We start from the raw sequence: 12,447 nt of genomic DNA, 5'->3' as shown, positions 1-12,447 counted from the left end.
GACCCGTGCCACCCATGTCACCCGTCTCGCTCATGCCCCCATAGTGCCTGTCCCCGCCGACAATCCGCTGGCGCGATCCTCAGCCTGTGGATAACTTTCCGATCATGTACACCCCGACGCCCCCCGACTGGCGAGAGACCAACCGGAGACGTTGGGACGAGCGCGTCCCGATCCACCTCGCCAGCGACTACTACGACCTCGAAGCCTTCCGCGCGGGCAAGGACGCCCTGCGCGCCTACGAGCTCACGGAAGTGGGCGACGTACGAGGAAAGTCCCTGCTGCACCTGCAGTGCCACATAGGGCTCGACACCTTGTCGTGGGCGCGGCACGGCGCGTCCCGCGTGGTCGGCCTCGACTTCTCCGAACCCGCCGTCGAGGCCGCCCGCGAGCTCGCGGCCGGGCTCGGCCTCACGCCGGAGCAGGCCGCCTTCGTCGCCGCGGACGTGTACGACGCGCCCGATGCGGTGCCCGACTCCTCGTACGACATCGTCTACACCGGCGTGGGCGCGCTCGGCTGGCTGCCCGACATCCGGCGCTGGGCGGAGACCGCCGCCTCGCTGGTGGCGCCCGGCGGCTTCCTCTACCTCTCCGAGTTCCATCCGCTCACCGACGTCCTGGACGACGCGACGGGCTCCCGTATCGAACACGACTACTTCGCCCGGGACGCCTGGGTCGAGGAGGAGTCCGGAGGTTACGCGGACCCCGCCACGCCCACCGTCCACAACCGCAGCGTCGAGTGGCAGCACCCGATCGGCGACGTCGTCTCCGCACTCGCCGCCGCGGGCCTGCGCATCGACTTCCTGCGTGAGCGCGACGAGACCCTCTTCGAACGCTTCGGGGCGCTCGAACTGCGCGACGGCGCCTACCGGTTTCCGCCGGACCGCCCGCGCGTCCCGCTCATGTACTCACTGAAGGCGAGCAGGACCTGACGAGCAGGACCTGACGAGCAGGACCTGACGAGCAGGACCTGACGAGCAGAGCCTGACGACGAGCAGGCCCGGGTGTGTGCAGCAGCCGGCCGGGCCCGCTCAAGGCATCGGTGACGGTGGCCGCAGCCACCCCTCCCGCCCCGGCGTGAACTCGCCCAGCTTCCGCCAGTCCCACTCCTGCAGCACCTCCCGCCCCTGGTCGTCGTCCCGCTTGAGTACGGCGACGACGACGTCGGACGTGTGCCGGGTGAGGAGCAGTGTCCGCAGGCGGGAGGCGACGCCCGCCCTGCGCCCGGCGGGCGTCACCATCAGTTCGCTGAGCCGGAACACCCGCCCCGAGGACGTCTGCTCCCCGAACTCGGCGGGCAGCACGCTCCGGAACCCCTCCCACCACTCGCCGCTGCGCTCGGCGCGATAGCCGTAGAGGCAGCCGACCAGGCCCGCCGCGTCGGCCACGACCATCTCGAAGTCGGTCTGCTGGACGTCGTGGGCGAAGCGGCGCAGGAAGTCCTGCCGGTCGCGGTACTCGGCTCCCACCGTGCCGCGAAAGGCCTCTACGTAGAGGTCGGCCACGGCCTCCCGCTGCTGCTCCGCCTGCCAGCGGCTCAGCCGCCGCAGAAACACCTCTGACATGTATGCGCCTCCCGCCCCGCCCCCATGAGGGCCGCTCCCCCTACACCCTTGACTCCGCATGGTGACAGTACGGACCGGCGAGCGGAACGGGGGGACGCGGGCGCGCCGAACTCCTGGGTGAATCAGTGTGCTTAACCCGGTTCCAAACGGGCAGGCGGACTGTTGTCGTACCGTCCGATGTCCCCGACCGAAGGTGAACCCGTGAGGCCGCCTACACAGTTGACCGCAGCATCGACGTACGAGGAAGCACGCACGGCGGGCCCCTGGGAAGAGACGTCCAGCAGCGAGCTGCCGTGGGTGGAGGACGCGGGCAGCGTCGCGCCCAAGGACGCGCGGGCCCTGTCGAAGATCTTCTTCGACCGGCTGCAGTTCCTCGAAGAGGGCACGCACGAATACCAGTACGCGCGCAACACCCTGATCGAGATGAACCTGTCCCTCGTGCAGTACGCGGCCGCGCGCTTCCGGGGTGGCAGCGCCGACGTCGACGACATCGTGCAGGTCGGCACGATCGGCCTGATAAAGGCCATCGACCGCTTCGAACTCTCCCGCGACGTCGCGTTCAGCACCTTCGCACTGCCCTACATCACCGGCGAGATCAAGCGGTTCTTCCGCGACACCACCTGGGCCGTCCACGTGCCGCGCCGCCTCCAGGAGCTCCGGGTCGACCTGGCGAGGGCCAAGGAGCGGCTGGCCGGCGAGCTGGACCGCGAACCGACCGTCCGGGAACTCGCCGACCACCTCGGCCTCACCGAGCACGAGGTCAACGACGGCCTCGTCGCATCGAACGGCTACACGGCGGGCTCCATCGACGTCCCCGTCGGTCAGGACGACGGGACGCAGGGACGCGACTTCGCGGACGTCCTCGGCGACGACGACCCCGCGCTCGACCTCTTCGAGGAACTGCACACGCTGGCACCCCTCATCGAGCAACTGGACGACCGCGAGCGCCACATCATCGAGATGCGCTTCGGCCAGGAGATGACGCAGGCGCAGATCGGCGAGGTGCTCGGGATCTCCCAGATGCACGTCTCACGCCTGCTGACGCGCACGCTGGGCAAGCTCCGCTCGGGCATGCTCACCGAGGCCTGACCCGGACGTGCTCACCGAGGCCTGAGAGCCTGTGTCATATCCCCGGCCGGGTGGTCGCCGTCTGGCACGCACGCTCGCCGCGTTGCCGAAAAGCCCTAGTAGCTCCTCCCCCAGGCCTGAACGGCCCGGGGGGACCCCCACCGAGGACTTCCCGGCGCCTTGCGATCGCACGCACCAGACGACGCCCACTGATCCGACCGGGGATATGACACAGGCTCTGAACGGAACGGCCGTCTGCGTCAGCGCAGCCGACGCCGTCCCTGCCCGCGTGACCGTGCCTTGGGTGAGCGCGCCTCGCGCGACCGCATGGTGAGTCGTACGTCGACGGCCAGCGGGCGTGGCGACGTCGCCGCCCGCGCCTCGGCCACCGTATGCCGGGCCAGGTCGCGCAGCACCGCCTCCGGGGAGCTGTCAGGCAGCAGCACCAGCGTGACCCGGGCGCGCAGCCGCCGCGGGCTCCCGCGCAGGCTCACGTACGCGTGGGCCACGCCGTCGACGGCGCCCGCCCGCTCGGCCATCACCGCGGCGAGCGCAGGCCCGGACAGGGTGACGTCGGGGTGTCCGAGCGGCAGTTCGCGCAGCCGCCCGCGGCGCACCGCCGCCACGGCCCACCCCAGGAACAGGAGTACGCCGACACAGAGCGCGGCGACGACCAGGGGCGTCCACCAGCCGTGAGCGCGCCAGCGCGCGAGATCCGCCCCGTCGAGCCAGACCCGGTCGCCCCCGAGCCGCGGCCAGCCGGACGGCAGCCGGTCACGGACGGGTCCTGTCGCCGACGCGAGCACGGCTCCCGAACCCAGCAGGACCGCCGCCACGCAGAGCAGGGCGGCGCGATTGGCGCCGGTGCGCAGTCGTGTCACGGGCCGGTACCCCCTTGCGTGGCGCTTCCTTGCGTGGTGCCTTCTTGCGGGGTGCTCCCGTACGTCGTGGTGGCGCCGTCGCCGTCCGGGGTGGGCCTGGGCGCCGTCGGCGTACGCCAGAGAGGGCCCGCGCGCAGGCGGACCCGGTATCGCGGTGTGCGCCCGAGGCCCCAGGACGCCAGCGTCCGCTCCACCGCCCCGGTCAACTCCGCCCGGGTCGCCTCCAGATGGCCGAAAGCGAGCCCCGCGCGTACGCGGACCCGGCGGCGGCCGACGTCGATCCGCACCCGGGTGATCCCCGGCAGCTCCGACACGGCGTCCCGCAGCAGCGCCGCCGCCGCACTCCGGTCGAGGACCGCGCGGATCTCCGGCAGCGGCTCCCGCATGGGGAGCCGGCCTCGGAGCCCGGGTGTCACGGCGAGAACCAGCAGCCACACGCCGAGCCCGAACACGGCGAGTGCCGCCGCGAGGCCGGGCCAGGCGCTGCCGGCCGGGCCGTGCGCGGTGAGCCACTTCGTCAGGTCGGCCCGCCACGGAGCGGGCGGCCGTCCCGCGGCGTGCACGGCCAGCACGTCGTACAGGAGCACACCGCAGACCGCTGCGGCGGCGAGCGCCAACGCCCCGACGGGAAGCCCCCGTTGGGACCACGGCCGCCGCACCCGACGGCCACCCGTCTGCTCCTGCCCCTCCTGTCCCTCCTGCCCCTCCTGCCCCTCCTGCCACCGTTCCGGAACGGCGTGCGGAAGGGGTTCTTGCACCGGTTCCCGCAGCCGCAGCCCCCCGACCCTGACCCGCGCCGAAGGCACGACGAGGCCGGTGAGCCGCTGGGTGCGGTCGGCGACATGCGACCGCACGCGTTCGCCCGCCTCGTCGAGCACCTCGGGGTACGGCAGCGTCACGGTGACGGCGACCCGGGCCCGGCGTCCGCGTACCGTCGCCGCACCCCGGACGGTCCTGACCTCGCCGGGAGCCAGCGCCTCCGTGGCGGCCCGCTCCGCGACGCGCCGCACCGCGCGGTCGGCGACGCTCGTCGAGCCGCGGTCCCCCGCAGGCGTCCGCACCCTCATCGCCGCCCCCGGTCACGGCCGCCGAGGAAACCACGGATGTCCGTGCCGTCGTCCACGAGGCGCCCCACGACGAAGCCGACCGCGCCCAGTGCGGCGACCAGGAGGAAGGCGCCGAAACCGCCGAACCAGCCCGCGAATCCCAGGGCCATCCCGGCGACCAGGCCCACCAGAGCTGTGCTCACCACTCACCTCACACCACAGAAGGAGACCGTCACACCACAGTTGGGGCCCTCGCACCACGTACGGGGGTGACACCGCTGCCGTACCCCGGGTCGGACGCGGGATGCCTGCGAGAAGGCGCCTACTCCACGCGCGTCTCGCCGCCGGAGTCCGTGCTCTCGTCGTCGGGCAGCCGTACGTCGTTGACCGCGACGTTGACCTCGACGACCTCAAGGCCGGTGATGCGCTCCACCGCCGCGACGACGTTCTCGCGCACGTCGTGGGCGACATCGGTGATCGGGACGCCGTACTCGACGACGATGTCCAGGTCGATGGCCGTCTGCCGCTCGCCCACCTCGACCTTCACGCCGCGCCCGACGTTCGGACGGCCGCCGGGGACACGGTCGCGGACGGCCCCGAGCGTGCGGGAGAGCCCGCCGCCCATGTCGTACACACCGGGGATCTCCCGCGCCGCCATACCGGCTATCTTCACCACCACCACATCGGCGATGGAGGTCTTCCCGCGCGTCGCGGCCGGCTCGGTGGCGCCGGTGCCGCCCGTCACCGTGGTGCTGCCCGGCACGCTCGGCCGCGCGCCGCCGGTGAAGCCCGTCGCTTCGCCGCCGGAATCGGCCGTCTTCGAAGTGAACTCCTGAGTCGCCATGAAGCCGTCTCCTCGTAGTCAGGGACTTGCCGCTGTCGGACCTGTCGCTGTCGGACTGTCGCTGTCACACGTGCGGCCGCAGCCGTTCGCTGCGCCTGCCGACCGAGCGCTCGGTGAAAGCCGAGTGCCCGGCCCGCCACTCATCTGACACCCGCGTACGGGATTCGTGACGCGGCTCGGCCGAAATTCTTCCCCGCCGGATCACGCGTCCGCGTCGCGTAACGCGGGCGGGCGGCGCAGTGTCATAGGTGTACGAGCCGAGTGAGAGGAGCCGCGGGTGCCGGGGGACCGGGACAGCGCGCGCGAGGACGCGGACGAGTCCGTACGGGAATCCGCGGGCGGAGCCGCCCTGCGCGAGGACGGATTGCTGGCGGTACGGGCCGCCGAGGGCGACGAAGAGGCCTTCGAGCAGCTCGTGCGCCGCCACGCGCCCGCACTGCTGCGGCTCGCGACGCGGCTGCTCGGCAGCCGGACGGAGGCGGAGGACGCGGTGCAGGAATCCTTCGTGAGCGCCTGGCGCAAGATGCCCGAGTTCCGCGGGGACGCGCGGTTCGGCACATGGATGCACCGCATCGTCACGAACCGGTGCCTGAACGTCCTGCGGGCCCGCCGCCCCTCCGTGGACCTGGGGGAGGTGCCCGAGCCGCAGGCACCGGAGCACGAGGCGTCCCCGGCCCGGGTCGCCGAGTCGCACGCCGCCGTGGTGGCGCTCGGCAGGGCGATGGAGGGGCTGTCCCCGGAACAGCGGGTGTGCTGGGTGCTGCGCGAGCTCAACGGCGTCGCCTACGAGACCATCGCCGAGACGGTCGGCATCAGCCCGGAGGCGGTACGGGGCCGGGTCTTCCGGGCACGGCGCTATCTCACGGAGGCGATGGCCGCATGGCGGTGAACGAGGAGCGAGGGCCGGGCGGAGAGATGCCGAGCGGAGGAACGCCGACCGGAGAGATGCCGGGCGGAGGGATGCGGGACGGAGAGATGGCGGGCGAACCCAACGAGTTCCTGCCCTGCGGACGCGACGTGTGGGGCGTCTGGGAGCGCGCGGAGAGCGGCGGGAGCGATCCGCACGCCGCCACCTGCCCGCACTGCGCCGGCGCCCTGGACACGCTGCGGAGCCTGGAGGACGTCGTCTCCGCCGCCCGCGAGGCGGAACCGCGGGAGGCGGAGCCGGACGCCTCGGCGCTCGTCGGCCGCGTCATGGACGTGGTCCGCCTCGAACTGCGGCCCGGCCGCACCCTTCCGCTCGGCGAGGAGGACGAGGACGCGTGGATCGTGGAGGCCGCCGCCGCCCGGACCGTCCGCGCCGCCGCGGAGACCGTGCCGGGGGTACGGGCGGGCAGCTGCCGCATCGAGCCGTTCACCGGCGAGGACCGCACCGCCACTTCGGCGTCGCGCGGCTCGCGCGGCTCCCGCGCTCCTGTGCGCATCCGCCTGGCGGTGGCCGTGGCCCTCACCCGGAATCTCCAGGAGGTCGCGGAGCGGGTCCGCCACCGCGCCCTGGAGGCGGTCGACGCCGAACTGGGCATGCGCGTCGCGGCCATCGACGTGACGATCACCGACATCACCGATATCACCGACAGTGCCCGCGTCACCGACGACGACGGCGTGGAGAGGCGGCGGCAGCCGTGACCGAACCGCTCACCCCCGAGGTCCCGGCCGACGCCACCGACGCCGACCTCACCGAAGCCGTCCGGGAAGCGGTGCTCGCCACGCCGGGCGTCGCCTTCCTGCGACCGGGCCTCGCCGACCTCCTCCGGTCCGCCCTGCGCACGCCGTCCCGTTCCTCGGGCATACGACTCACCCGCACAGGTGACGCCCATGTCCGGCACGCCGACATCCACGTCGTCCTGCACCGGGGCCACCGTGCCGTGGACGTCACCCGTGAGGTGCGCGCCGCGGTGACCGAGGTGCTGCGGCGGCGGGACGGCCGGTCACGGCCACCAAGCGTCTCGGTGACGGTGACCGGCCGCGTATGACCCGGCCTGCGGACCAGGCAGCCCGGAGTCAGGCGAACGTCACCTCGCCCGCCGTCTCGGCGAGGTTGCGCACCTCGGCCGTACGGGGGTCCTTGCCGGTCAGCGTCACCTTGACCTTCGCCTTGCTGCCCTTCGCACCCGGCCCGTAGAAGGTGCTCTCCCAGCGGTGGGGCGTGGCGCTGCCGTCGCAGGAGACGGGGTGGGACTGCTCGCTGAGGTTGTTCGAGGAGCTCGTCGTCGGGACGGGGACGCCGGGGACGCCCAGCCACTGGAAGACGTGCTGCACCGTCGCGGTCTCCGCCGGGGTGAGCGGTCGCGACTGGTCCGTACGGAGCGAGACCTTGAGCCGCACGGTGCCGGTGTAGCCCTCGCACGTGTAGGTGCCGGAGAGGACGGCTCTCGAACCGTCCGCACTGGTGCGGGCCGTGCTCTCCACGGTGACCGCGTGCCGCTCGGCGGCGATCGCCGCACCGGGCGCCAGCGCCGCCGTCGCGGCCGTCGCTGTCACGAGCATGGTCTTCAGGATTCGCTGCACGGCGTAACCGGCCCTTCCAGGTTGGCGGATGATGACAGGTGATGACGGGATACGCCGGATCGGGAGGCGTATCGCTTCATGGAACCCCGTCGTCGTCCGCTTCGCCCGGCAGGCACACGGTGAGGGGCGGGTCCGCTGGTCCAGCAGGGTGGCCGGTGCGGCCGCGGGCTCACGCCGCCAGTGGCACGCGGGCGACGATGCGTTTCCCGCCGCCGGGCAGGTGCGTCACGGTCACGTCGTCGGCAAGGCGGCACACGGAGGGCCAGCCGTGTCCGCCGCTCATCAGGGGGCTCGGCCTGGGGCGGGTCACCGGGACCTCGTCGCTGCCGTCCTCGACGGCGATCTCGACGGATTCGGACCTCATGCGGCACTCGAAGCCGCGCAGTCCGCCGCCGTGCCGGATGGCGTTGGTGACCAGTTCCGAGGTCACGAGGACGGCGTCGGCGACGGCCAGGTCACCGATGCGATGGGTGCCCTGGCACAGCAGGGCGCGTACGACATCCCGGGCGGCGCCGGGGCTGCGGGGACAGGTGAGGAGTGCGGTGTCCGGCGTGCTGTCGATTGTCACAGCGCATCACTTCCACCGATCTTGATGGGGGCTGTTTCTCTTCGGTTGCCCTCCGACCGTGGGCCCACACGCATCGATGCGGATGATTGGCCCGAATGGGATGAAACGCGCGGTGGCCGCACACGGGGAGACCCGTGGCGGCCACCGCGAAGCCGTGCCCGTCAGAGCAGCCCAATGTCCAGCAGGTGGTCGTGGTTGTAGTAGTGGTGATGGTGGTGACCGTGGTGGTGGTCCCAGTCGTCGTCCCAGTCGCCGGCGGCCTGCTGGGCGGCCGGAGCGGCGGTGACGGCGGGGGCCGCGGCGGCGACGCCGACGGCCGGGACGGCCAGTGCCGCGGTGATGCCGGCGATGGACACGGCGCGGGCTATGCGCTTCATGGTCAGACCCTTCGGTGTGGGTGCGTGCGCACGCATCGAAAGTGCGTGCGCGAACGCTCACCACGCTGAAGGGTCCTACGGATGGCCGCCCGCCGGACTGGGCCGGACGGGTGACACCGACGCGGGTCCGGGGAAGGCGCCGTCACCTGCGTACGGGCCTTCCCCGGCACTGCCCCCGGCCATGGGGGGGGCGCTCGAATCAGTGGTTGTCGACGCCGTTGCCCGAGAGCAGCGGGATGTCCTCCAGGATGTGCGAGAGCGGCTCGTCGCCCTTGGCCTGCGTCGAGTTCTCGACACACTGCTGGGTCTGCGGCGCGGAGAGGATCGGGAGGTCCTGGATTCCGACGTTGACGAGGGCGACGATGTTCTGGATGTTGGCCTTGGCCGGGAGGCCGACGCAGAGCTTGTTCAGCGAACCCTGGACCAGGGTCATCTGCGGGCTCATGTTGCCCTTCGTCGCGGAGTTGCCGAACGACTGCCCGGCGCCGTTTCCGCTGACCGACTGGGTGTTCGAGTCGTCGCCGATGGCCATGGCCTGCGGGGTCGCGGTGGCGGCCAGGCCGGCGGCGGACAGGGCGACGAGGGTCGTTGCGAGCAGCTTCTTCATGGTGAGGAGTTCCCTTCGAGTGAGGCTCCACTCCGGAGCCGCATGGTGATCAACTGAGCTATGGGACGGGAGTTGCGGCGATTGCACTGTTCGGGGGATAAATATGCTGATCTTCGGCGAACGTCGGCTTTCCCCTCAACGGCACCGTTTCGTCGCGCACTTCGGCAGGAACGAAGACGGAGACGCTCCCCACTCTCGGCGAGGAAAAATGGCTGACCGCACAGGACCATGGCAGCGGCTGGGTGTCATTCCGACGAGCAGGCAGTCCCCGGAGTGCCGCACCGACCCCATCTACGATTCCGTGCTGCGGAGTTGGTACGCGCAGGGAAAGACCGTTCCGGGCCGGCCCGATCCCGAGTGGCGGAGGCTGGTCGAGCGCGACCCCTGGCCCAGGAACTGAGATACGGCAGTGGGCCGCCGAAGTGGAAGATGGCGGCCCACCGAAGGGCGTGCGGGTGTGTCAGTGGTTGCTGACGCCGTTGCCCGAGAGCAGCGGGATGTCCTCCAGGATGTGCGAGAGCGGCTCGTCGCCCTTGGCCTGCGTCGAGTTCTCCGTGCACTGCTGGGTCTGCGGCGCGGAGAGGATCGGGATGTCCTGAAGCCCGATGTTGACGAGGCCGACGATGTTCTGGATGTTGGCCTTGGCCGGCAGGGCGATGCAGGGCTTGTTGAACGAGCCCTGGATGAGCGCCATCTGAGGGCTCATGTTGCCGTGCGTGGCGGAGTTGCCGAACGACTGCATGGCGTTGTTGCCGCTCATGGTCTCGGTACCGCTGTCGTTGCCGGTGGCGAGGGCCGTGGGCGCGGCGGCGGCGGACATGCCGACGACGGAAGCCGTGACCGCAGCCGCGGTCATAACCTTCTTGATCACAGGTGTTCCTCTCTGAGTTAGCCCCGTCCTCGGAGCATCATGAGCAACTGCCCCGAACTGGAGGGGTTGCTGAAATTCACTCCGATGGCCCAATGCGCGGCCGCTCGCGTGGATGAGTGATTTCGTCGTCGCGTCGATCACCGGCGATCCGATGGAGTGAATGCCCGGAACTAAACGCGGAGCGGGGAGTTGAGCAGGCCGCAGTAACGTGAGCGTCTGCCCCAGAAAAGGATCCACAAATGCTTCAGAAGGCAATGGCAATGGCAGTGGCCGCGGTGGCCGCGGCCGGTATCGCTTCCCCGGCGATGGCCATCGGTGACGACTCCGGCACCCAGTCGCTGAGCGGCAACGGTGCTGAGCAGTCGTTCGGTAACTCCGCCACCAAGGGCGACATGAGCCCGCAGCTCTCCCTGGTCCAGGGCACGCTGAACAAGCCTTGCATCGGCCTCCCGGTCAAGGCGAACATCCAGAACATCGTCGCCCTCGTCAACGTCGGAATCCAGGACCTCCCGATCCTCTCCGCGCCGCAGACCCAGCAGTGCACCGAGAACTCGACGCAGGCCAAGGGCGACGAGCCGCTGTCGCACATCCTCAGCGACCTGCCGATCCTCTCGGGCAACGGTCAGCACAACGGCTGATCCACCGCCCGGTAGAGACTGCTCGGGTCGCCCGCCCTTTTCCTCCTCGGGCGGCCCGGGCTTTCTCATGTCACGGCGAACTCCGCTGCGCGAATCCACCGTTCAGTGGCGCCTCGCATTCGAGTGAACTTCCGAATGGTGTCAACACGGCGGTTTCTTCGGTCCCGGCCACTCGTTGAGTAGGGCTCAGGTCGCGGTGCGGGAACAGGGAATGCCCGCCCGGCTCCGGCCGCCGTTTAGGCGTGGCCCGAAAGAAGGGAAAAGCTGTGAAGCTCAAGAAGAGCGCGACGATTATCGCCGGTGCCCTCATGGCGCTGAGCCTGGGCGCCCCGGCGTTCGCCGACGCCGGTGCCGAGGGCGCGGCCGTCGGTTCCCCGGGTGTCCTCTCCGGCAACAACGTGCAGGTGCCCATCCACGTGCCCGTCAACCTGTGCGGGAACACCGTCGACATCGTCGCTCTCCTGAACCCGGCGTTCGGCAACAAGTGCGCCAACGACTGACGTAACGGCTCAGCTGTTCCTGCTGTGCCTCAGCCGGCCCTGGCCGCCCTTCCGGCGCCAGGGCCGGTTGCCCGACGGACAGAGAAAGACCACTAGATTGCGACAGGCCCTCAGCAAAGGAATGCTCTCCGCCGCGGCTGCCACGAGCATCCTGTCCCTGTCCGGCGCCCACGCGTTCGCCACTTCCGGAGCGGACGGGCAGGCATCGGACTCGCCCGGCATCTTGTCGGGCAACAACGTGCAGGCCCCCCTGGAAGTACCGGTCAACGCCTGCGGCAACACGGTGAACGCCGCCGCGGTGGGCAACCCGGCTTTCGGAAACAAATGCGGCCCCGCCGGCTCCCACCACAGCTCTTCCCCGCACCACCCCGCCCCGCACCACCCCGCCCAGCACGGCTCCGCGTCCCCGCGGACGACGCAGAGCGCTCCGGTGCCGGAGCCGCGGGCCGGACAAGGCGGCCAGAGCGGCGCCGGTGCCCAGGGCTCGGCGGCCGACGCGCCCGGCGCCGTCTCGGGCAACAACGCGCACGCACCGGTGGACGCGCCGGTGAAGGCCTGTGGCAACACGGTGGGCATCGTGGCCGCGCTCTCGAACGCCCTCGGCAACAAGTGCGGGAGCGAGCCCCCACACCCGGACGCCCCGCACAGCGCCCCGCCGCACGCCGACGCCCCGCCCGCGCCGCACTCCCCCGAACCGCGGCCCCGGGCCATGCCCCACGCCCCTCGTCACACGGTCCCCGAGGACCCCGCCGCGGTGCCGGAGACGGCGCCGCGCCACACGCCGCACGGCACCCGCGTCCACCTTCCCGCGCAGGCCGCCGCGGCACAGGACCAACTGGCCATGACGGGCGCGGACCCCGCGCTGCTCTTCGGGGCGGGCGCCGGGCTGCTGCTCGGCGGCGCGATTCTGTACCGGCGTGGATTCGCCGGGACCCGGCGGTAGAGCAAGGGGTCGGGCGCACCGCGTCCGACCCGGT

The 12,447-nt window shown here is 71.4% G+C and carries 18 protein-coding genes; 8 read left to right on the top strand and 10 right to left on the bottom strand.

Going from position 1 to position 12,447, the window contains the following annotated elements; translation table 11 throughout:
• Window positions 1-104 precede the first annotated feature (104 nt).
• Window positions 105-929 carry a class I SAM-dependent methyltransferase gene (locus AC07DI_RS27290; protein WP_478906564.1) on the top strand — a complete coding sequence of 275 codons (825 nt, stop codon included), beginning with the start codon at window positions 105-107 and terminating at the stop codon, window positions 927-929.
• Window positions 930-1,028: 99 nt separating this feature from the next.
• Here AC07DI_RS27290 and AC07DI_RS27285 read toward each other — a convergent pair whose 3' ends face one another.
• Entirely contained in the window at window positions 1,029-1,562 is a 534-nt protein-coding gene (locus tag AC07DI_RS27285; protein WP_478906562.1) for a GNAT family N-acetyltransferase, read from the bottom strand.
• A 219-nt stretch (window positions 1,563-1,781) separates the two neighbouring features.
• Between AC07DI_RS27285 and AC07DI_RS27280 the strand changes: the two genes are divergently transcribed.
• Window positions 1,782-2,651, top strand: coding sequence for an RNA polymerase sigma factor SigF (locus tag AC07DI_RS27280; protein ID WP_384260424.1), 870 nt, complete (start codon window positions 1,782-1,784; stop codon window positions 2,649-2,651).
• Between the two features lie 239 nt (window positions 2,652-2,890).
• Here AC07DI_RS27280 and AC07DI_RS27275 read toward each other — a convergent pair whose 3' ends face one another.
• The 4 genes from AC07DI_RS27275 to AC07DI_RS27260 all read right to left on the bottom strand — a co-directional run bounded on the left by AC07DI_RS27275 (window position 2,891) and on the right by AC07DI_RS27260 (window position 5,401).
• The gene (locus AC07DI_RS27275; protein ID WP_478906560.1) at window positions 2,891-3,511 is read right to left on the bottom strand and encodes an Asp23/Gls24 family envelope stress response protein; all 621 of its coding nucleotides are present in this window, start codon (window positions 3,509-3,511) and stop codon (window positions 2,891-2,893) included.
• The gene (locus AC07DI_RS27270; RefSeq protein WP_478906558.1) at window positions 3,508-4,578 is read right to left on the bottom strand and encodes a DUF6286 domain-containing Asp23/Gls24 family envelope stress response protein; all 1,071 of its coding nucleotides are present in this window, start codon (window positions 4,576-4,578) and stop codon (window positions 3,508-3,510) included. The genes AC07DI_RS27275 and AC07DI_RS27270 overlap by 4 nt, the downstream gene beginning before the upstream one ends.
• Window positions 4,575-4,760, bottom strand: coding sequence for a hypothetical protein (locus tag AC07DI_RS27265; RefSeq protein WP_384260292.1), 186 nt, complete (start codon window positions 4,758-4,760; stop codon window positions 4,575-4,577). Before AC07DI_RS27265 ends, AC07DI_RS27270 begins: the two co-directional genes overlap by 4 nt.
• Before the next feature lie 119 nt (window positions 4,761-4,879).
• Window positions 4,880-5,401, bottom strand: a complete 522-nt coding sequence (locus AC07DI_RS27260; RefSeq protein ID WP_384260289.1) for an Asp23/Gls24 family envelope stress response protein — start codon at window positions 5,399-5,401, stop codon at window positions 4,880-4,882.
• Window positions 5,402-5,678: 277 nt separating this feature from the next.
• Here AC07DI_RS27260 and AC07DI_RS27255 point away from each other — a divergent pair, with 277 nt between their 5' ends.
• From AC07DI_RS27255 to AC07DI_RS27245, 3 genes are read left to right on the top strand one after another with little or no spacing between them, the layout of a single operon-like run.
• Window positions 5,679-6,290, top strand: coding sequence for an RNA polymerase sigma factor (locus AC07DI_RS27255; RefSeq protein ID WP_384260287.1), 612 nt, complete (start codon window positions 5,679-5,681; stop codon window positions 6,288-6,290).
• Complete coding sequence (locus tag AC07DI_RS27250; RefSeq protein WP_478906555.1) at window positions 6,281-7,027, top strand: Asp23/Gls24 family envelope stress response protein; 747 nt, start codon at window positions 6,281-6,283, stop codon at window positions 7,025-7,027. Before AC07DI_RS27255 ends, AC07DI_RS27250 begins: the two co-directional genes overlap by 10 nt.
• Window positions 7,024-7,374, top strand: coding sequence for an Asp23/Gls24 family envelope stress response protein (locus AC07DI_RS27245; RefSeq protein WP_478906553.1), 351 nt, complete (start codon window positions 7,024-7,026; stop codon window positions 7,372-7,374). Before AC07DI_RS27250 ends, AC07DI_RS27245 begins: the two co-directional genes overlap by 4 nt.
• 28 nt (window positions 7,375-7,402) lie before the next feature.
• Here AC07DI_RS27245 and AC07DI_RS27240 read toward each other — a convergent pair whose 3' ends face one another.
• The 5 genes from AC07DI_RS27240 to AC07DI_RS27220 all read right to left on the bottom strand — a co-directional run bounded on the left by AC07DI_RS27240 (window position 7,403) and on the right by AC07DI_RS27220 (window position 10,332).
• Window positions 7,403-7,888: a hypothetical protein gene (locus AC07DI_RS27240; RefSeq protein ID WP_384260280.1), complete on the bottom strand. Its 486-nt coding sequence runs from the start codon at window positions 7,886-7,888 to the stop codon at window positions 7,403-7,405.
• Between the two features lie 190 nt (window positions 7,889-8,078).
• A complete protein-coding gene (locus tag AC07DI_RS27235; protein ID WP_478906551.1) occupies window positions 8,079-8,477 on the bottom strand; it encodes an ATP-binding protein in 399 nt (132 codons plus the stop codon).
• A gap of 161 nt (window positions 8,478-8,638) precedes the next feature.
• Complete coding sequence (locus AC07DI_RS27230) at window positions 8,639-8,854, bottom strand: hypothetical protein (protein ID WP_384262936.1); 216 nt, start codon at window positions 8,852-8,854, stop codon at window positions 8,639-8,641.
• Between the two features lie 199 nt (window positions 8,855-9,053).
• Window positions 9,054-9,461: a rodlin gene (locus AC07DI_RS27225; protein ID WP_384262933.1), complete on the bottom strand. Its 408-nt coding sequence runs from the start codon at window positions 9,459-9,461 to the stop codon at window positions 9,054-9,056.
• A gap of 460 nt (window positions 9,462-9,921) precedes the next feature.
• The gene (locus tag AC07DI_RS27220; RefSeq protein ID WP_384262930.1) at window positions 9,922-10,332 is read right to left on the bottom strand and encodes a rodlin; all 411 of its coding nucleotides are present in this window, start codon (window positions 10,330-10,332) and stop codon (window positions 9,922-9,924) included.
• A 239-nt stretch (window positions 10,333-10,571) separates the two neighbouring features.
• On the opposite strand from AC07DI_RS27220, the gene AC07DI_RS27215 reads away from it, so the two are divergent.
• The 3 genes from AC07DI_RS27215 to AC07DI_RS27205 all read left to right on the top strand — a co-directional run bounded on the left by AC07DI_RS27215 (window position 10,572) and on the right by AC07DI_RS27205 (window position 12,413).
• Window positions 10,572-10,970, top strand: coding sequence for a rodlin (locus AC07DI_RS27215; RefSeq protein ID WP_478906548.1), 399 nt, complete (start codon window positions 10,572-10,574; stop codon window positions 10,968-10,970).
• Window positions 10,971-11,278: 308 nt separating this feature from the next.
• Complete coding sequence (locus tag AC07DI_RS27210) at window positions 11,279-11,470, top strand: chaplin (RefSeq protein WP_478906657.1); 192 nt, start codon at window positions 11,279-11,281, stop codon at window positions 11,468-11,470.
• Window positions 11,471-11,567: 97 nt separating this feature from the next.
• Window positions 11,568-12,413: a chaplin gene (locus tag AC07DI_RS27205; RefSeq protein ID WP_478906546.1), complete on the top strand. Its 846-nt coding sequence runs from the start codon at window positions 11,568-11,570 to the stop codon at window positions 12,411-12,413.
• Window positions 12,414-12,447 lie beyond the last annotated feature (34 nt).

The sequence above is a fragment of the Streptomyces sp. NPDC044106 genome (genome assembly GCF_056433985.1).
The sequence above is the reverse complement of the archived record's forward strand: the minus strand, read 5'-3'. Positions and strand labels throughout refer to the sequence as shown.